This is a genomic window from Pseudomonas sp. LBUM1643, from assembly GCF_059716215.1.
Genome location: NZ_CP166813.1, coordinates 2,239,984 through 2,258,560, shown reverse-complemented (window position 1 = coordinate 2,258,560; position 18,577 = coordinate 2,239,984). Strand labels below are relative to the sequence as shown.

22 protein-coding genes and 1 tRNA gene are annotated in these 18,577 nt (G+C 57.5%); 5 read left to right on the top strand and 18 right to left on the bottom strand.

The features are described 5' to 3' along the window. The first annotated feature begins 57 nt into the window (after positions 1 to 57). Both ACA063_RS10210 and ACA063_RS10205 read left to right on the top strand, forming a co-directional pair. A complete protein-coding gene (locus ACA063_RS10210) occupies positions 58 to 1,275 on the top strand; it encodes an acyl-CoA dehydrogenase family protein (RefSeq protein WP_497665733.1) in 1,218 nt (405 codons plus the stop codon). A gap of 61 nt (positions 1,276 to 1,336) precedes the next feature. Further along, positions 1,337 to 1,819, top strand: a complete 483-nt coding sequence (locus ACA063_RS10205) for a flavin reductase family protein (RefSeq protein ID WP_480422026.1) — start codon at positions 1,337 to 1,339, stop codon at positions 1,817 to 1,819. A gap of 28 nt (positions 1,820 to 1,847) precedes the next feature. Here ACA063_RS10205 and ACA063_RS10200 read toward each other — a convergent pair whose 3' ends face one another. From ACA063_RS10200 to thrS, 10 genes are all read right to left on the bottom strand, one after another. Then, a complete protein-coding gene (locus tag ACA063_RS10200; protein ID WP_497665732.1) occupies positions 1,848 to 2,039 on the bottom strand; it encodes a hypothetical protein in 192 nt (63 codons plus the stop codon). A gap of 640 nt (positions 2,040 to 2,679) precedes the next feature. Continuing rightward, positions 2,680 to 2,756, bottom strand: a tRNA-Pro gene (locus ACA063_RS10195). Positions 2,757 to 2,844: 88 nt separating this feature from the next. Beyond that, on the bottom strand, positions 2,845 to 3,201 hold the full coding sequence (locus ACA063_RS10190; protein ID WP_093218077.1) for a MerR family transcriptional regulator: 357 nt from the start codon (positions 3,199 to 3,201) through the stop codon (positions 2,845 to 2,847). Further along, positions 3,182 to 3,484 carry an integration host factor subunit alpha gene (gene ihfA, locus ACA063_RS10185; protein ID WP_002553164.1) on the bottom strand — a complete coding sequence of 101 codons (303 nt, stop codon included), beginning with the start codon at positions 3,482 to 3,484 and terminating at the stop codon, positions 3,182 to 3,184. The genes ACA063_RS10190 and ihfA overlap by 20 nt, the downstream gene beginning before the upstream one ends. Positions 3,485 to 3,487: 3 nt before the next feature. Next, complete coding sequence (gene pheT / locus ACA063_RS10180; protein WP_497665731.1) at positions 3,488 to 5,869, bottom strand: phenylalanine--tRNA ligase subunit beta; 2,382 nt, start codon at positions 5,867 to 5,869, stop codon at positions 3,488 to 3,490. A 26-nt stretch (positions 5,870 to 5,895) separates the two neighbouring features. Further along, positions 5,896 to 6,912, bottom strand: a complete 1,017-nt coding sequence (gene pheS / locus ACA063_RS10175) for a phenylalanine--tRNA ligase subunit alpha (protein WP_007905876.1) — start codon at positions 6,910 to 6,912, stop codon at positions 5,896 to 5,898. A 109-nt stretch (positions 6,913 to 7,021) separates the two neighbouring features. After that, positions 7,022 to 7,378: a 50S ribosomal protein L20 gene (gene rplT / locus ACA063_RS10170; RefSeq protein WP_007905879.1), complete on the bottom strand. Its 357-nt coding sequence runs from the start codon at positions 7,376 to 7,378 to the stop codon at positions 7,022 to 7,024. 27 nt (positions 7,379 to 7,405) lie between these two features. After that, positions 7,406 to 7,600 (bottom strand): 50S ribosomal protein L35, encoded by a 195-nt coding sequence (rpmI, locus tag ACA063_RS10165; protein WP_008145659.1) that lies wholly within the window; start codon positions 7,598 to 7,600, stop codon positions 7,406 to 7,408. Positions 7,601 to 7,660: 60 nt separating this feature from the next. Continuing rightward, the gene (infC, locus tag ACA063_RS10160) at positions 7,661 to 8,212 is read right to left on the bottom strand and encodes a translation initiation factor IF-3 (protein ID WP_172668659.1); all 552 of its coding nucleotides are present in this window, start codon (positions 8,210 to 8,212) and stop codon (positions 7,661 to 7,663) included. Continuing rightward, positions 8,212 to 10,134 (bottom strand): threonine--tRNA ligase, encoded by a 1,923-nt coding sequence (thrS, locus tag ACA063_RS10155; protein WP_497665730.1) that lies wholly within the window; start codon positions 10,132 to 10,134, stop codon positions 8,212 to 8,214. Before thrS ends, infC begins: the two co-directional genes overlap by 1 nt. 374 nt (positions 10,135 to 10,508) lie before the next feature. On the opposite strand from thrS, the gene ACA063_RS10150 reads away from it, so the two are divergent. After that, positions 10,509 to 10,811, top strand: a complete 303-nt coding sequence (locus ACA063_RS10150) for a hypothetical protein (protein ID WP_162437717.1) — start codon at positions 10,509 to 10,511, stop codon at positions 10,809 to 10,811. 292 nt (positions 10,812 to 11,103) lie between these two features. Further along, positions 11,104 to 11,316: a cold-shock protein gene (locus ACA063_RS10145; RefSeq protein WP_003179963.1), complete on the top strand. Its 213-nt coding sequence runs from the start codon at positions 11,104 to 11,106 to the stop codon at positions 11,314 to 11,316. A gap of 72 nt (positions 11,317 to 11,388) precedes the next feature. Here the strand turns inward: ACA063_RS10145 and ACA063_RS10140 are convergent, their stop codons facing one another. Then, on the bottom strand, positions 11,389 to 11,709 hold the full coding sequence (locus ACA063_RS10140; RefSeq protein WP_162437718.1) for an I78 family peptidase inhibitor: 321 nt from the start codon (positions 11,707 to 11,709) through the stop codon (positions 11,389 to 11,391). 165 nt (positions 11,710 to 11,874) lie between these two features. After that, positions 11,875 to 12,180 (bottom strand): hypothetical protein, encoded by a 306-nt coding sequence (locus ACA063_RS10135; protein ID WP_497665729.1) that lies wholly within the window; start codon positions 12,178 to 12,180, stop codon positions 11,875 to 11,877. Positions 12,181 to 12,312: 132 nt separating this feature from the next. On the opposite strand from ACA063_RS10135, the gene ACA063_RS10130 reads away from it, so the two are divergent. After that, positions 12,313 to 12,525, top strand: a complete 213-nt coding sequence (locus ACA063_RS10130; RefSeq protein WP_497665728.1) for a hypothetical protein — start codon at positions 12,313 to 12,315, stop codon at positions 12,523 to 12,525. A gap of 31 nt (positions 12,526 to 12,556) precedes the next feature. Here the strand turns inward: ACA063_RS10130 and ACA063_RS10125 are convergent, their stop codons facing one another. Genes ACA063_RS10125 through ACA063_RS10100 form a run of 6 tightly spaced genes read right to left on the bottom strand, consistent with a single transcriptional unit; the run spans position 12,557 to position 18,524 of the window. Next, positions 12,557 to 13,585 carry a nucleoside hydrolase gene (locus ACA063_RS10125; protein ID WP_497665727.1) on the bottom strand — a complete coding sequence of 343 codons (1,029 nt, stop codon included), beginning with the start codon at positions 13,583 to 13,585 and terminating at the stop codon, positions 12,557 to 12,559. 45 nt (positions 13,586 to 13,630) lie between these two features. Beyond that, the gene (gene rbsD, locus ACA063_RS10120) at positions 13,631 to 14,035 is read right to left on the bottom strand and encodes a D-ribose pyranase (protein WP_497665726.1); all 405 of its coding nucleotides are present in this window, start codon (positions 14,033 to 14,035) and stop codon (positions 13,631 to 13,633) included. Continuing rightward, positions 14,032 to 14,949 (bottom strand): ribokinase, encoded by a 918-nt coding sequence (rbsK, locus tag ACA063_RS10115; RefSeq protein WP_497665725.1) that lies wholly within the window; start codon positions 14,947 to 14,949, stop codon positions 14,032 to 14,034. The genes rbsD and rbsK overlap by 4 nt, the downstream gene beginning before the upstream one ends. A 24-nt stretch (positions 14,950 to 14,973) precedes the next feature. Beyond that, entirely contained in the window at positions 14,974 to 15,993 is a 1,020-nt protein-coding gene (locus tag ACA063_RS10110; protein WP_162437724.1) for a LacI family DNA-binding transcriptional regulator, read from the bottom strand. 3 nt (positions 15,994 to 15,996) lie between these two features. After that, the gene (locus ACA063_RS10105; RefSeq protein ID WP_497665724.1) at positions 15,997 to 16,974 is read right to left on the bottom strand and encodes an ABC transporter permease; all 978 of its coding nucleotides are present in this window, start codon (positions 16,972 to 16,974) and stop codon (positions 15,997 to 15,999) included. Continuing rightward, positions 16,971 to 18,524 carry a sugar ABC transporter ATP-binding protein gene (locus ACA063_RS10100; protein WP_497665723.1) on the bottom strand — a complete coding sequence of 518 codons (1,554 nt, stop codon included), beginning with the start codon at positions 18,522 to 18,524 and terminating at the stop codon, positions 16,971 to 16,973. Before ACA063_RS10100 ends, ACA063_RS10105 begins: the two co-directional genes overlap by 4 nt. Positions 18,525 to 18,577: the final 53 nt, after the last annotated feature.

Here is an 18,577-nt window from a genome sequence, read left to right as displayed (position 1 = left end):
AATTCGTCACTATTGTGTCACATGCTCATCCAAATAATCCCAATAACAGGAAAAGCCATGAATGCCGTCCTCCACAATGCGATTGTCGATGCTCACGTTGATAACAACGATCTTATTGCCCGCGCCAGCGGTTTGGTCGAGACCTTGCGCTCGCGTACCCGTGAAGTCGATGAACTGGCCCGTCTGCCCGAAAACACAGTGGCCGACCTCGACGCCATCGGCGCCTTCGACCTGATGATTCCACGCCAGCATGGAGGCCTGCAAACAAGCGTCAGGACCTACATGGAAGTGGTCAGCGAAATCGGCCGTGGAGATGCCTCGGCCGGCTGGGCCTGTGCGCTGATCAATATTTGTAACTGGATGCTCGCAACCCTATACCCCAAGGTGGTCAGCGACCCCATCTTCGCCAGCGGCGGCAAGGTGCGCAGCAGCGGCGTGCTGTCGCCACGCAAAGCCAAGGTCAAGCGCCAGGCAGGCGGTATCCTCATCGAAGAAGGCCTGTGGGGATTCAACAGCGGTGTGTACCACGCACAGTGGGACATGCTGGGGATTCCGATCGTCAATGATGCTGGCGAAACCGTAGACCAAGGACTGGCGCTCATCCCGATTCAGGACATTACCCTGCTGCACGATTGGGACACCATGGCACTTCGGGGTAGCGGCAGTACCTCGGTGTCGGTAAAAAATCTGTTTGTACCCGATGAGCGCATCGCCTCGGTGTCCAAAGCCATCGCCGGCGAGTACGCCTCCACACACTTGCAAGGTGAAGCACTTTATCGTGGCGCGTTCATCCCGCTGCTAGCAATCATCCTGGTTTTCCCGGCATTGGGCATCGCCAAGGCAGCAATGGAAACCTTTCTCACTAAACTACCAGGCCGCGGCATCCAGTACACCTGGTACAACCAACAGGATGAGGCAGCAGTGACCCACCTGCAGGTAGGTGAAGCCTCGGCCAAGCTTGATGCTGCACGTTTGATCGTGGAGCGCTGCGTGGACGAAATAGACGCCTGTGCCGCTGGCGGCTCGGCGATGGACCGGCAAACGCGCGCGCGCATCCGCCGCGACACCGGTTATGCCAGCCAGCTGATCTGGGAAGGCGTCGACCTGCTGGCCACCGCCAGTGGCGGTTCCCTGGCTGGCACCTCCAACCCATTCAACCGCCTGTGGCGCGACGCAAGAGTGGCCAATCTGCACGGTGTGGTGTGTACCTCCACCAATCTGGAACTGTTTGGGCGAATCCTGTGTGGCAAAGAGGCCAATACACCCCTGGTGTAAAAGCACGACTCAGGCGGCGGCCACGCGCACTGGCCGCTCGGCAAACGAATGGAGAATGACAATGAATAATGCACACAATGACGCTGCCAAATTTCGCCGCGTGATGGGCCGCTTTGCCACGGGTGTAACGGTAGTGACCTACGAACGGGAAAACCAACCGGCAGGTATGACGGCCAATGCGTTCCTGTCGGTGTCACTGGAGCCGCAACTGATCCTGGTGTCGATCAAGAACGAGTCACGCTTTTGCAACCACATCAAGCAAGGCGACTGTTACGGCGTGAACTTTTTGACCGAACAACAGGAGCACCTTAGCGGCCACTTCGCCGGGCGTGCTGTGGAGGGACTGGACGTGGCCATGAACAAGGTTCAGGGCGTGCCAATCATCGAGGGCAGCCTGGCCCACATTGTTGCTCGGGTGGTCCAGATCCATGCGGCCGGCGACCACCAACTGTACATCGCTGAGGTGGTCGAGCTTGTCGAAGCAGAACAGGCGCGACCGCTACTGTTCTTCTCCGGCCAATACGGCAAGTTGAACGCAGCTTGAGGCCGGGAGGGTCGACGGCGAGACGGCTTCATTGCTCCCGCGCCAACGCCAGGTACGCCTTCACCGTACCCTGCGTCTCAACGGTTCGGCTGAGCGTGTTCAGCTCGATATGCAACGGTAGATCAAGCGTCTTGTAGACTAACTGGTGTTGCGGGGCAACTTCCTGCACCACCGATTTGGCGTCCGGGCGGGAAGGATTGATGGAAGACCCGCAGGTCATCCATCAACTGGCCGTTCAATACGGCATTGGGGGTTGGGGAGCAACGGAACAGAAAGTGCACTTAAGCCCAAAGTCTGCCCCGCTACCCCTTGTGGGGTCTGGATAGCGGCGTTTTTCTCGGTAGTTGTCGCGCCAACCGTACAACTATACCGCTCTTTTCTCGACCCGCTGCTCGCAAGACTCGATAAGACGTTGCCTCCGACGCCAAATAACGCGCCTCATCAGATAGATGTAGAACGATTTGACTCGGCGGCAGATGGACGCCATCCGCCTGCTGTCGCTGCGCTATCGCCCTTCCAGTCTCGCAATGAATGGAACGTGAAGATTGATCGCCTATCGTCAGGCTACAAGGCTTTTGTCACGATGCGAACGCCCGTGAAGAACCCAGGCGTTGAAGGCCCGCCGCTAGCCTCGTCAAGTCGAATCCAAACAGGTGGTCAGTCGCGGTGCAATTAGGTGGTCAAGTGAGATGCAATTACACCTCTGGACGCATACACGTGCTTCTTGTGCCTTCCGGGACAAACTCTGGCCTTTGTATCAGCTGAGGATTCCACCCAGAGCCAGTGGTTTTGTGGGGGGTAAAAACGAACAAAAATAAAAAAGGGTCGCGAGATAAAATCTCGCAACCCCTTGAATTATATGGTCGGGACGGAGTGATTCGAACACTCGACCCCTAGCACCCCATGCTAGTGCGCTACCGGACTGCGCTACGCCCCGACTAGGCGTTAAACACGTCCTTCATCTCGAAGGACGCTCAAGAATATATCGCAAGCTTTTGAAAACTGGAAGTATTTAAAAGCAGAAATTATTTCTTGAGAACAATCAGCACATCTTCCAATTCAGCAATCATCTGCCGAATCATCTGCTTGTACTGAGTGGTGTCGTCTTTGGCTTCATCGCCGGATAAACGCAAGCGTGCGCCACCGATGGTGAACCCCTGATCGTAAAGGAGCGCGCGGATCTGCCGGATCATCAGCACGTCTTGTCGCTGATAATACCGGCGGTTCCCGCGGCGTTTGACGGGGTTGAGTTGAGGAAACTCCTGCTCCCAGTAGCGCAGCACGTGCGGCTTTACTGCGCACAGCTCGCTAACTTCACCAATGGTGAAGTAGCGTTTGCCTGGGATGACGGGTAGCTCGTCGTTATGACTTGGTTCCAGCATAAGCCTCAACTCGGGCCTTCAACTTCTGCCCTGGACGAAAGGTGACCACACGGCGAGCCGTGATCGGGATTTCTTCTCCCGTTTTCGGATTGCGGCCAGGCCGCTGGCGTTTGTCCCGAAGGTCGAAATTGCCGAAACCGGACAATTTGACTTGTTCGTTGTCTTCAAGAGCGTGCCTGATTTCCTCAAAAAACAGTTCGACCAATTCCTTGGCCTCCCGTTTATTCAGGCCCAGCTCTTCATACAGACGTTCCGCCATTTCAGCTTTCGTCAGAGCCCCCATACGTCACTTCCTTAACGTGGCGTTCAACCTTTGTTCGAGCGAGGTGAGGATGTTTTGTGTCGTGGTATTCACCTCATCGTCATTAAGAGTGCGCGATGGATGCTGCCAGGTCAAGCCGACGGCGAGGCTTTTTCTATCAGGATCAATGCCTTTACCCTGATACACGTCAAATAGCCTGAGGTCTGTCAGCCATTCGCCTGCATTTTCACGGATTACGTCCAATACGGCACTGGCTGCGACGTCTTTGTCGGCCAGCAGCGCGAGGTCACGACGCACTTCAGGAAAACGCGATAACTCCTGGAATTTAGGCATTTTGCCCAACGCCACCTCCGCCAGAACCAGCTCGAAAACGAAGACCGGACGGTCGAGACCGAGGGTTTTCGATAATTCAGGGTGGATAGCACCGACGAAACCTACCAGGCGACCTTCTCGTTCGATGCGCGCGGTTTGACCCGGGTGCAGCGCAGGGTGTTTGCCCAGCACGAAGGTGAACGAATCGAGAGCACCGGCGAAACCCAGCACCGCTTCCACGTCAGCCTTGACGTCGAAGAAGTCCACGACATCGCGACCCTGCGCCCAACCTTCCGGCAGACGGCTACCGCACACGACTCCGGCCAACATCGGTTCTTGCTTCAAGCCTTCCAGCTGACCGACGAAGCGCAGACCGCTTTCAAACAGACGGACGCGGTCCTGTTGGCGGTTCAGGTTGTGCTGAAGCGCCTTGACCAGACCTGGCCACAGGGATGAACGCATGGCGGCCATGTCGTTGGAAATCGGGTTGGCCAGCAGCAGCGGCTCTACACCTGGATTAAACAACTCGAATTGTTTCGGATCGATGAAGCTGTAGGTGATCGCTTCCTGGTAACCACGGGCGACCAGCAGACGACGCAGTTCCGGCAGATCGCTGCGGGCTTCTGCCTTGGCTTGCGGCGCCAGGCGCGCTTGCGGGTAACGAACCGGCAGGCGGTTGTAGCCGTAGAGACGGGCCAGCTCTTCGATCAGGTCGACTTCCAGGCTGATGTCGAAGCGGTGGCTTGGCACTTCAACGCGCCACTGCCCTGCCCCATCGGCGGAAATCTTCAGGCCCAAGCCGTTGAGCAAGCGCTCGACTTCAGCCGATTCCATTTCCATGCCGAGCATCTGGGTGATGCGCTGGGAGCGCAAAGTCACCGGTGCGATCGATGGCAAGTGCTGTTCGCTGACGGTTTCGATGATCGGGCCAGCTTCACCACCGGTGATTTCCAGCAGCAGGCCAGTGGCGCGCTCCATGGCTTCACGAGCCAGTTGCCAATCCACGCCACGCTCGTAGCGGTGCGAGGCGTCGGTGTGCAGGCCATAGGAACGAGCCTTGCCAGCCACAGCGATCTGATCGAAGAACGCGCTTTCCAGGAAGATATCGCGAGTCGTCGCGGTGTTGACGCCGCTATGCTCACCGCCCATGACGCCAGCGATTGCCAAGGCGCGGGTGTGGTCGGCGATCACCAGCGTATCGCTACGCAGGCTGACTTCCTGACCGTCGAGCAGCACCAGCTTCTCGCCTTCTTCGGCCATGCGCACACGGATGCCGCCATTGATTTCGGCGAGATCGAAGGCGTGCAGCGGCTGACCCAGTTCAATCATTACGTAGTTGGTAATGTCGACGGCAGCGTCGATGCTGCGCACGTCGGAACGACGCAGGCGCTCGACCATCCACAGCGGGGTTGGCCTGGACAAGTCGACGTTACGGATCACACGACCCAGGTAACGTGGGCAAGCCGCTGGGGCCAGCACCTCAACCGAGCGCACTTCGTCGTGCACGGCAGGAACGCTGGCAACGACTGGGCGAGTGACTTCGGCGTCATACAGCGCGCCAACTTCACGAGCCAGGCCGGCCAGGGACAGGCAGTCGCCGCGGTTCGGGGTCAGGTCGACTTCGATGCTGGCGTCGTCGAGTTTCAGGTATTCACGAATATCCTGGCCCACCGGCGCATCCGCCGGCAATTCCATCAGGCCATCGTTGCCTTCACCGACCTGCAGCTCGGCTTGCGAGCACAGCATGCCGTTGGATTCAACGCCACGCAGCTTGGCTTTCTTGATTTTGAAGTCGCCCGGCAGTTCGGCACCGATCATGGCGAACGGGATCTTCAGGCCCGGGCGCACGTTTGGCGCGCCGCATACCACCTGGAAAGTCTCCGAGCCATTGCTGACCTGGCAAACACGCAGCTTGTCGGCGTCCGGGTGCTGTTCGGTGCTCACCACCTCGCCCACGATCACACCGGTGAATTCGCCGGCGGCCAGCGTAACGCTATCGACCTCAAGACCGGCCATCGACAGACGAGCAACCAGCTCGTCGCGACTTACCTGCGGGCTTACCCAGCCACGCAGCCATTGTTCACTGAATTTCATCCTGCTCTCCTAAGAATTCGTTACGACTAGCGAAATTGCGCGAGGAACCGCAAGTCGTTGTCGAAGAACAGACGCAAGTCGTTCACGCCGTAACGCAGCATGGCCAGACGCTCAACGCCCATGCCGAAGGCAAAGCCCGAAAACTCTTCCGGGTCGATCCCGGACATGCGCAGCACGTTCGGGTGAACCATGCCGCAGCCCATCACTTCCAGCCAGCCAGTCTGCTTGCAGACGCGGCAGCCTTTGCCGCTGCACATCACGCATTCCATGTCGACTTCGGCGGATGGCTCGGTGAACGGGAAATACGAAGGACGGAAACGCACTGCCAGTTCTTTCTCGAAGAACACGCGCAGGAACTCTTCGATGGTGCCCTTCAGGTCGGCGAAGTTGATATCGCGGTCGACCAGCAGGCCTTCGACCTGGTGGAACATCGGGGAGTGAGTGATATCCGAGTCGCTACGGTACACACGGCCTGGGCAGACGATGCGGATCGGCGGCTGTTTCGATTCCATGGTGCGGACCTGGACCGGTGAGGTATGGGTGCGCAGCAACATGTTGGCATTGAAATAGAAGGTGTCATGCATCGACCGGGCCGGGTGATGGCCTGGGATGTTGAGCGCTTCAAAGTTGTGGTAATCGTCTTCGACCTCGGGGCCTTCGGCGATGCCGTAGCCAATGTGGGTGAAGAACTGTTCGATACGTTCCAGAGTGCGAGTAACCGGATGCAGACCACCCGAGGTCTGGCCACGGCCAGGCAGGGTCACGTCAATGGACTCGGCAGACAGTTTGGCGGCCAGGTCGGCCTCTTCAAACAGTGCCTTGCGGGCATTGAGAACCTCTGTGACACGCTCCTTGGCAACGTTGATCAGGGCGCCGACTTGCGGACGCTCTTCAGCCGGCAAATTCCCCAGGGTCTTCATCACCTGAGTCAATTCGCCCTTTTTGCCAAGGTAGTGAACCCGGATTTGCTCCAGGGCATTGATATCTTCAGCGCTTTGCACAGCCTCTAGAGCTTGAGAGACGAGCGCGTCCAGGTTTTCCATGTACAGACTCCAGATACAAAATAGGGGAAGAGCTTGAAGGCTCTTCCCCTATTTATGACGTTTAACACCTGGCCCCACAGAGATGAGGCCGGGTGACTGTCGGGGGTACTTAAGCCAAGGTGGCTTTAGCTTTCTCGACAATCGCAGCAAACGCCGCTTTTTCGTTCACTGCCAGATCAGCCAGAACCTTACGGTCGATCTCGATGGACGCTTTTTTCAGGCCGGCGATGAAACGGCTGTAGGACAGGCCGTTGATACGTGCACCAGCGTTGATACGAGCGATCCACAGAGCGCGGAACTGACGTTTTTTCTGACGACGGTCACGGTAGGCGTATTGGCCTGCCTTGATTACCGCTTGCTTGGCAACACGGAATACGCGCGAGCGAGCGCCGTAGTAGCCTTTAGCAAGTTTCAGAATTTTTTTGTGACGTTTACGGGCAATGACGCCACGCTTTACACGAGCCATGAGTTACTTCCTCTATTCTTGACTAAATTAACGAAGGCGCAGCATGCGCTCGACTTTTGCCACGTCACACGGTGCCAGCAAGCTGCTACCGCGCAGTTGACGCTTACGCTTGGTCGACATTTTAGTCAGGATGTGGCTCTTGAAAGCGTGCTTGTGCTTGATACCGTTAGCAGTTTTCAGAAACCGCTTAGCAGCACCACTTTTAGTTTTCATTTTTGGCATGTTCGGATACTCCGCATTCAGTTGATAAACATAATCAGAAGGCCTGCCGTGCCCTATTGATTACTTCTTCTTTTTCGGGGCGATGACCATGATCAGTTGGCGTCCTTCCATCTTAGGATGCTGTTCGACCGAACCGTACTCGAGCAAGTCACCTTCAACTCGCTTGAGGAGTTCCATCCCCAGCTCCTGGTGGGCCATCTCACGGCCGCGGAATCGCAAGGATACCTTGGCCCTGTCCCCATCACTCAGGAAACGTACCAGGTTGCGCAGTTTTACCTGGTAATCCCCTTCCTCCGTCCCTGGACGAAACTTGATTTCTTTAACCTGAATCTGCTTCTGGTTCTTCTTGGCTGCGGCAACCTGCTTCTTCTTTTCGAAGATCGATTTGCCGTAGTCCATCAGCTTGCAGACAGGAGGTACTGCATCGGCGGAAATTTCCACCAAATCGAGCTTGGCTTCTTCAGCCTTAAGAAGCGCGTCTTCAATTGACACAATCCCAAGCTGCTCGCCTTCAGCCCCAATTAACCGAACCTCGCGTGCCGAGATATTCTCGTTGATCGGGGCTTTCGGTGCAGCTCGTTTATCTTGTCTCATTTCACGCTTAATAATAATTACTCCGAATCTGGGCGACCACGCCGGGAAACCGCTTGCGCGAGAAACTCAGCGAACTGGGCGACGGGCATCGAGCCCAGGTCAGCACCTTCACGAGTACGCACAGCGACAGTCTGCATCTCGACTTCCCGATCTCCGATAACCAAGAGATAGGGAACCTTGAGCAAAGTATGCTCGCGGATTTTAAAGCCGATCTTTTCATTTCTCAAGTCAGACTTGGCACGAAATCCGCTTTCGTTGAGAGTTTTTTCAACTTCAGCAGCGAAATCCGCTTGTTTATCAGTGATATTCATAATCACTGCCTGGGTCGGAGCCAGCCACGCAGGGAACGCGCCCTCGTAGTGCTCGATCAGGATTCCGACAAAACGTTCGAAGGAACCGAGGATCGCCCGGTGCAACATAACCGGGTGCTTGCGACTGTTGTCTTCGGAGACGTATTCGGCTCCCAGACGGACAGGCAGGTTAAAATCGAGCTGAAGGGTACCACACTGCCAGACACGGCCAAGGCAATCTTTCAGCGAGAACTCGATCTTCGGACCGTAGAACGCCCCTTCTCCCGGCTGCAGATCGTACGGCAGGCCAGCACTATCAAGGGCTGCAGCCAAAGCGGCTTCGGCGCGATCCCACAGTTCGTCGGAACCCACGCGTTTTTCCGGACGAGTGGACAGCTTCATTTCGACGTCTTTGAAGCCGAAATCGGCGTAGACGTCCATGGTCAGCTTGATGAACGCAGCAGATTCGGCCTGCATCTGCTCTTCGGTGCAGAAGATGTGGGCGTCGTCCTGAGTGAACGCACGCACGCGCATGATGCCGTGCAACGCACCCGATGGCTCGTTACGGTGGCAGGCACCGAACTCGGCCAGACGCATCGGCAGCTCGCGGTAGCTTTTCAGGCCCTGATTGAACACCTGCACGTGGCAAGGGCAGTTCATCGGTTTTATCGCGTAATCGCGGTTTTCCGATTGGGTGGTGAACATGTTGTCGGCGTAGTTGGCCCAGTGCCCGGATTTCTCCCACAGGCTGCGGTCAACGACCTGAGGAGTCTTGATCTCCAGATAACCGTTGTCGCGCTGAACCTTGCGCATGTACTGCTCGAGCACCTGGTACAGCGTCCAGCCGTTCGGGTGCCAGAACACCATGCCCGGCGACTCTTCCTGGGTATGGAACAGGCCCAGACGCTTGCCGATCTTGCGGTGATCGCGCTTTTCAGCTTCTTCGATGCGCTGGATGTAAGCCGCCAGCTGCTTCTTGTCGGCCCATGCAGTGCCGTAGACGCGCTGCAATTGCTCGTTCTTGGCATCGCCACGCCAGTAGGCGCCCGACAACTTGGTCAGCTTGAACGACTTCAAGAAACGCGTGTTCGGCACGTGCGGACCGCGGCACATGTCGACGTATTCTTCGTGATAGTACAGGCCCATGGCCTGCTCGTTCGGCATGTCCTCGACCAGGCGCAGCTTGTAGTCTTCGCCGCGGGCCTTGAACACTTCGATCACTTTGGCGCGCGGAGTGACTTTCTTGATCACGTCGTAATCTTTCTCGATCAGCTGTTGCATGCGCTGTTCGATGGCGGCCAGGTCGTCCGGGGTGAAAGGACGTTCGAAGGCGATGTCGTAATAGAAGCCTTCGTCAATGACCGGCCCGATGACCATTTTGGCCGTCGGGTACAACTGCTTGACCGCATGGCCAACCAGGTGGGCGCAAGAGTGGCGAATGATCTCCAGCCCCTCTTCATCCTTTGGCGTAATGATTTGCAGCGTGGAATCGCTGTCGATGATGTCGCTGGCATCAACCAGCTTGCCATTGACCTTGCCGGCCACAGTGGCTTTGGCCAGACCTGCACCAATGGATGCGGCGACCTCGGCTACGGAAACCGGGTGATCGAATGAACGTTGACTGCCGTCGGGAAGAGTAATAGTTGGCATGGCGCCTCCTCTCCTAGTGGTGACCCCTACCAAAGGTCACGTGGGTTGGGATGAGCCAGTACAAGATCCGGTCCAGGCCATTCAATAACGAACGCCTGCCTTACAGCGGCAGGAGCCTTGCGGCCAACCGGAAAACCGAACCAGAGTGACTGGGATTCAAATCAGGGTTATTCGGTCATTCGCCGCTGCCGGGACTGAAGGTCATCCGGAGCCTGCAAACGCCCGAGCGGGGCATGCTAGCACAGATGAACGGTCGTCGATGCAACGAGCCTATAGACAAGGGCAGATCGGGCATTTTTGTGCCAGAGTGCTGAACTTGAACCCGGCTTTACCCCTCAGATAACAAGACATTGACCCACAAGGAGCATCCCAGCATGCGTCTGAATCGTTTATTCGCCGTCATCGCCCCCGTAGTCCTGCTGCTGCCGCTGACTGCCCATGCCGACTGGCCCAAGGGCGAGCGCGAGAAATACATGGCTCAGTGCACCCAGGCGGCCACCCCGCAGATTGGCGCAGCCGCGGCAAAAGCCCACTGCGCTTGCGGTGCTGATGCGATCAAGTCGTACCCGGCCAGCGACATTCAGGCATTGATGGACAACAAGGCCAGTGATGCCCTGAAACAAAAAGCACTGACCCAGATTTCTTCCTGCAAGGCCGATAACAAGGCAAAAAAATAAGCGCAAAGACGTGCTTTGAGGGGCTCAGCGATCCATGAAAAGCCCCTGAAAATCGTTTTTTCGTACAATTTATGCAGGTTTTACAGCTTTTTTTATCGTCTTTACTTTCGACTGAAAGCCCTTTAAACCGGGGCTTTCAGCCGATTCAAGCAACAAGAAAAGCGTGATGGCAGGGCAAACAGCTCCTCCGGGGGGCTCCCAAAGCGAACATTTCGACTATGATACCCCGGTGTGCCCAGTTGGCCTGAGCAGCACAGTACTACTGAAAATATATGTTTCTTGGAGATACACCATGTCTAATCGCCAAACCGGCACCGTTAAATGGTTCAACGATGAAAAAGGCTTCGGCTTCATCACTCCTCAAGGTGGCGGTGACGACCTGTTCGTACACTTCAAAGCTATCGAAAGCGACGGTTTCAAAAGCCTGAAAGAAGGCCAGACTGTTTCCTTCGTGGCTGAGAAAGGCCAAAAGGGTATGCAAGCTGCTCAAGTTCGCCCAGAGTAATTTCCAGGCGCACTAAAAAAACCCCGTCCATGTGACGGGGTTTTTTATGGGTCAAACAAAAGTCCGGAGCAATCAGCCGCAGTTGACGCGCGTGACCACCCGATTGGCATCGGTGTTCAGGTTCAAGCGGTCGGAGCGGTATTCCAGAGTGACCATGTCGTCGGGCATCAGAAACCGGGCATTTTGTGCGCCTGCGCGGGTACGCGCCTGTTCCAGCAGTTCAGCGGAAGCCTTTTTGCCGATGGTGAATTCGGCTGCCTTTGCTTCGCAACGGCTATGACCTGCGTCAGTCGTCGTGACAGGGTCAGTTGCCGACTCGGTAGACGTACTGCTGCAACCAGCCAGCAACGTGGCGCCCAACAAAATACCCAATGACGCGAACTTCCAAGGCATGCAGCCTCCTCTTTTCAATAGTTATGCTGAGATTGTGCGACCACCGTTCCGACGTTTGGTTTCACCCAACGTGGTAGCACCTTGCCCTCAACGAATTAAACGCAGAGTTTGCCCGAGCGCTGGACAGTTGTTCATCCCTCAATCGTGACCGGATATGAACAGTCCTTAATACACGTCGATGTAGTCGAACGGCGGGTTCGGCCAGTTCTGCTTGAGCGCGTTGAAGATTTGCATGACCCAGACCTCATCGCTGGCAGCGACTCGTCCGACATAGCCGGAGCCTTTCGCCCAGGTCTCCAGACGAAACAGCAGCCCACCGATATCGGTACCGCCGACGATACCTGAAGACAGGTAGGCGATGCCGCCTTTGGTCACCCGCAGCTGAGTGTGCTCATCATCACTGGCAGAGGCCAGGAGTTGACGGACAGACTCAAGGGTCAAGCCGTCAGGTGTGTTCAAATCGATCTGCACAACGAGGTCCTTGGAGAGTCTACAAAGGCCAAGTGTCGCATAGCCCTCTTCTCATGCCTAAGTCGGAGTGCCAAATGCCGCGCAAAATGGTTAACTCCACAGCCAGACATTCCCGACTTCACGAGCGCCTTCATGACCACCGTAAGTATCGACGCCGACATCAAAGCCAAGTGGCCACAGGGTCACAGCTCCTACAGCCCCGGCAGCCCGGAAGAGTTGGCAATTATCGGCATAGATCTTTTGGTCAAGGAACTTGGTACCGAAGCAGCGAGGACATTTATCGCGCAGATCTTCGAAAAGTACCCGGCAGACTATATAGGTGTGACGCAGTCAGGCCGAGGGTAAAACCCCGCAGGCTGGCACCTGCGGGCGAATCTTATTTTAAGCGGGCCAGACGCTGGGTTAGCAGATCGAAGAAACCCTGAGCATCCCCGCTCTCAACCCAGAAGGCGTTCTTCGGCGCTTTCAGGCCGTCATACCAGTCGACGATGGTCTGGCCGAAGGTCGGACCTTCACGGCTATCAACCACTACGTTGACCGAACGCCCCGTGAACAACTCTGGCTTGAGCAGGTAGGCGATCACCGTAGCGTCATGCACCGGGCCGCCGGGAATGCCGTAGTGTTCCATATCGCCCTTGACGTATTCATTGAGAATATCGCCCACCAGCTTGCTGGCGTTGTTGTTGAGTGCCGCAATCTGTTTCAGGCGCGCCTCGCTGGTGAGGATTTTATGTGTCACATCCAGCGGCAGATAAGTCAGCTTAACGCCGCTTTTAAGCACGACTTCTGCAGCCTGCGGGTCGGCGAACAGGTTGAACTCGGCCACCGGGGTGATATTACCCCCATTGAAATGGGCGCCGCCCATGATCACCACTTCCTTGATGCCCTGAACGATTTCAGGCTCCTGGATCAGCGCCAGTGCCAGGTTGGTCTGCGGGCCAAGCATGGCGATCGTGATGCTGTGGGGCTTGGCTGCTTTCAAGGTATCGATCAGATAATTGACCGCGTTACCCTCGGCCAGACCTTTCTTGGGCTCGTGCACCGTGACACCCGACAGCCCCTCCTTGCCATGAATGTTCTCGGCATAGATCGGAGTCCGCATCAGCGGCCGCGGGGCACCGGCATAGACCGGCACCTCTTCGCGCCCCGCCCACTCACGAGCCAGCCGCGCATTACGGGAAGTCTTGTCCAGCCGCACATTGCCGGCCACGGTGGTCAGCGCACGAATACTCAGCTCTTCCGGCGAAGCCAGGGCGAACAACAAGGCAACCACGTCATCCGCACCTGGGTCGGTGTCGATAATCAAATCGATTTTTTCCGCCGCCTGGGCGCTTGTTGCAGTAATCAGGGACAAAAGCAGAAGACTCCGAAGCATTTGGTGCAGTTTCTGAGCATAGCGGTGCATAGCGCACTCCTTGTGCGTGGGGAAACAAAATGAGTCAAAGGACTGTTAAAACGTAACGCCCGATATCAGGACGATGTTGCAGTAAGGCTGGCATTCGCCGGTACGAATCACCGCTCGCGCTTGCCGGCTAAGCACCTTGAATTGGTCGTGGCTGAGCAGCTCACGCCGTCCCAGATCGCCAGCGGTATTCAGCTCGTTCAAAGCCGCCAGTGCCGTCGGCTTTTTGTCGAGAATCTCCTGGGCCAACACATGGCTTTCGACCTGCATTTCACTGAGCACGACCTTCAGGGTACTGGTGAAGTCCGGGATACCGTGGGTCAACGCCAGATCGATCAATTCCACTCCTGCAGGCACCGGTAGACCGGCATCGCCGATCACGATCATGTCGCCATGCCCGAGTGACGCGATCAGCCGCGACAGCGCGACGTTGAGCAAAGGTGTCTTCTTCATTGTGTTTTAAAGGCCTGTACGTCGAGTAACGTGGGAATCGAAGGTTGCGCGCCAGCTCGGGTCACCGATAGCGCAGCGGCAATCTGGCCGAAACGGATCGCGTCGACTTCGTTTTGACCGGTCGCCAGTGCAGCGGCGAATCCACCGACAAAGGTGTCGCCAGCAGCCGTGGTGTCGACAGCCTTCACCTGAGGCGCCGGAAAATGTTCGAAGCGGCTGCCACTGGCAAACAGCGAGCCTTGAGCGCCGAGCGTGATGATCACTTTACCGGCGCCCAAGGCAATCAGCCGAGTGGCAGCAGCTTTGGCGGTTTCCAGAGAGTTCACTGGCAAACCGCTCAAGGCTGCGGCTTCGCTTTCATTGGGGATCAGGTAATCGATGGCCGCATACCAATCCGCTGGCAGCGGATGACTGGCAGGCGCCGGGTTGAGGATCACGGTTTTACCCAGCTCTCGCCCGCGCTTGAGCGCGTGACCAACGGTGGCATCAGGGATCTCAAGCTGACAGATGATCACGTCGGCAGCCTGCAGGACGGGATCGAAGCAACCGATGACCGCAGGCGTCAGCGCACCGTTGGCACCTGCGACGATCACGATTGCGTTCTGGCTGTTGTCATCGACCACGATCAGCGCCACGCCGCTGGACCCGTCTACGCAAGTGACCGCCTGGCAGTCGATCTGCTCGGCGAGCAACGCGCCGCGCAACTCCTCGCCGTAGGGATCGTTTCCAACGCAGCCGACCATCGACACTTGTGCACCAAGCCTGGCTGCAGCCACGGCCTGATTGGCGCCCTTGCCGCCGGACACTGTGGCAAAGGAGTTACCGATCAGCGTTTCGCCGCCTTGGGGCAGCCTTGGCGCCCGGGTGACCAGGTCCATGTTCAGGCTGCCTATTACCACTACTTTTGCTGACATTCGTCACTACTCATCAATTCTGGTTTAGCGATATTCCGAGAACACCCCGGCCAATGGCGCAGTCGATTCTCGCAGGACAATACTGGGCGTCACGATCCGTTGATCGGTGGCCATGTCCGGTGTGGCGATCCTTCGCAAAAGCACTTCGGCGGCCATCTCCCCGAGCTGCAGGATCGACTGCCCCACGGTCGTCAAGGCCGGATAAACATAACGGCTCATCTGGATGTCGTCGAAACCGATGACCGACAGTTCGCTAGGCACGCGAATATTGCGCTCGGCAGCGGCTCGCAACACACCGATACCGATCATGTCGTTACCGGCGAAAATAGCGGTGGGCGGATTGTTTTCCAGCAGGATCGCAGCCGCGCTGTAACCTCCCGTGCTGGTGAAGTCGCTTTCAAGCCTGCGCTCCGGCGCTACGTCGACGCCCGCCTCTTTCAAGGCCCGGCTAAAACCGGCCAGACGCATCTGGGCCACACTGGTACTCGCCGGCCCGCCGATCGTCGCAATGTCCCGATGCCCGAGCTCCAGCAAATGACGCGTCGCCAGGTACGCACCATATTCGTGATCGATGCGTACCAGGTCGGCATTCACGCCTTCCAGATTGCGGTCGACAATCACCATGGGGGTGCGCACACCGGCGAGACCTTCCGCCAGCCCGGCATCCCCACCGGCCGATGCCACGATCAGTCCGTCAATACGCTTTTCCAGCAATACCCGTAGGTAGCTGCGCTGCTTGTCCGGGTTATCGTCGGAGTTGCAAAGAATCACGCAGTAGCCATTGCGCTCACAATAATCCTCGATGCCGCGCGCGAGTTCGGCGAAGTACGGGTTGAGGCTGTTAGGCACCAGCAACCCGATGGTCGCCGTGGTTTTCGCCTTCAATGACCGGGCCACCGCGCTGGGCACGTAGTCGAGACTCTTGATCGCCGCCTCGACTTTGATCCGCACTTCTTCACTGACCGGCCGTGTCTTGTTCACCACGTGAGAAACCGTGGTGTAGGAAATTCCTGCAAGCGCTGCGACATCCTTGATAGTTGCCATGAATCAGGTCCGCCGGCTTGCGCGCTGACTGCGATAAGTATCCAGCACCACGGCGATCACGATAACCGCACCGGTGATGATCCGTTTGGTGGGTTCCGTTGCACCGATCTGCGCCAGCCCGGCCGCCAGGACGGAAATGATCAGAACGCCGAAAAAGGTACTGATCACCGAACCCCGTCCGCCCATCAAACTGGTGCCGCCGATCACCACCGCCGCGATCACCTGCAACTCCAGGCCGGAGCCGGCATTCGGATCCGCCGCTTCCAGCCGGGAAATCTGGAACAGTGCAGCAATACCGGCCAGCAGCCCCATCAGACTGAACACCAGAATTTTGTAGGGCTTTGGATTGATCCCCGCCAGGCGCACCGCTTCTTCATTGGTGCCGATACCGATCAGATACCGACCGAACACGGTACGGGTCAACACTGCCTGAGCAATGATGATGATCAACAAAGCGATGATGAACGATGGCGAGATGCCAAATGCAATCGGGTTGGACAACCATGCAAAAGAATCACCGATGTACGCGGTGCGCGAACCGGTCATCTGGTAGGCCACGCCGCGGGCCATTTCCAACACACCCAGGGACACAATGAACGACGGAATACGCCATGCGACGGTGATCGAACCGGTAATGGTGCCTGCCAGCGCTGCGACCGCCATGCCGAGCAGCGCTGCAGGCAGCACGCTCCAGCCCCAGCCCAGAATCGCCACGCTGACCGCTGACGCCGCGAGCGCCAGCACCGACCCCACCGACAGGTCGATCCCGCCGATGATCAGCACGAAGGTCATGCCCACGGCCAGCACCATCAAGTCCGGAATCTGGTTGGCCAAGGTGCTGAACGTGTCGTAGGACAGGAAATGGCTGCTCAGGACCGAGAACAGCGCGATCATTGCCAGCAAGGCACCGGCCAGCCCCAGATAGGTGCCAAGGCCGTAAAAGTTGCCACTACGTTTGCCGACAGGTACTGCAGTTTTCATGGAAGATCCCTTGGCGCCGCTTCGTTGAGCAACGCATCACGTTTTTGGTAGCCGGCAAACGCGGCTGCAAGCAAGTCATCCTGGGTCCAGGTATCACGCTCGAAGGTTTCGATCAGGCGCCCCGCCGACAGCACGCCGATGCGGTCACAGATCAGCATCAGTTCGCGCAGGTCACTGGACACGACCACCAGAGCTTTGCCCTGGCGAGTCAGCTCACCGAGCAACGCATAGATGTCGAACTTTGCACCCACATCGATACCGCGAGTTGGCTCGTCGAACAGCAGCACCGAACAATCGCGCTCAAGCCAGCGGCCTATCACGACTTTCTGCTGGTTACCGCCGGACAATTCCGACACCAGCTGCGTCGGGCTGGAACTGCGAATGCGCATGGCATCGATCTGGCGTTGGGCCAGGGACATTTCGTCACCATTGTTGACGATGCCGCCACTGGAAATCACCGGCATATTGCCCAACGCTATGTTGGCGCTGATCGACTGAGTCAGCAGCAAACCTTCGCCTTTGCGGTCTTCGGTAATCAGGGCAATGCCGTGACCGACGGCATCCGCTGGCGAGCGGATACTGACGACCTGCGCCGGCGAACCCAGCGCCACCGTGCCGCTGTCGGCAATGTCCGCGCCGAAAATCAGGCGCAGCAACTCGGTGCGCCCTGCCCCGATCAAACCAGAAACCCCGAAAATCTCACCGGCACGGACTTCGAAAGAAACGTCGCGAACCTTGTCGGAACGGGTCAGCCCTTTGACCGTCAACGCGGGGGCGCCAATGTTGCGCGGCCCCATGTCCATGTGCTCGCCCAGCTCCCGGCCGACCATCAAGGTGACCAGTTGCTCGCTGTTGTAATTGGCCATCGGTTCGATGCAGACCAGATTGCCGTCACGCAGTACCGCAATACGCTGGGCAACTTGCGCCAGCTCTTCGAGTCGATGCGAGATATAGATGATCGATACGCCACGCGCTTGCAGGCGGGTGATCTGCTCGAACAGCATTTCGACTTCGCGGGCCGTCAACATGGCGGTCGGCTCATCGAGGATCAACACGTGGCAGTCGCCGATCAGGTTGCGGGCGATTTCCACCATTTGCTGGTGACCGATGCCAAGCTCGCCCACCAGCGTGTCCGGATCGATGGCGTCCAGGCCGACCTGGGCCATGGCTTCGATCGCCGCTTTGCGCAACTGCTTGCGACTGATCCAGCCGCCGCGGCTGGGCAGGTTATCGAGGAACAGGTTTTCCGCGACCGACAAGGTCGGCAACAGATTGAGTTCTTGCATGACCATGCGGATTCCCAGGTCTTCAGCCTGGGTCCGACTGCCGGGGCGATAATCTTGTCCCTGGAACTGCATCTGGCCGGTCGTCGGCGTCACCAACCCACCGATGATCTTCGACAGCGTGCTTTTCCCCGCGCCGTTTTCACCAGTCAGCGCCAGCACTTCCCCGCGCATGAGCGTCAGGTCAATGCCGGTCAGGACCGGTTGAGCGTAGGTCTTACCGATGCCGCTGACCGAGAGGACAGCGTTCGGGGCGGAAACTGACATAGAAATCTCCATGCACTCGCCCAGACGGGCGAGCACCGTAGTGTCACCAGAAG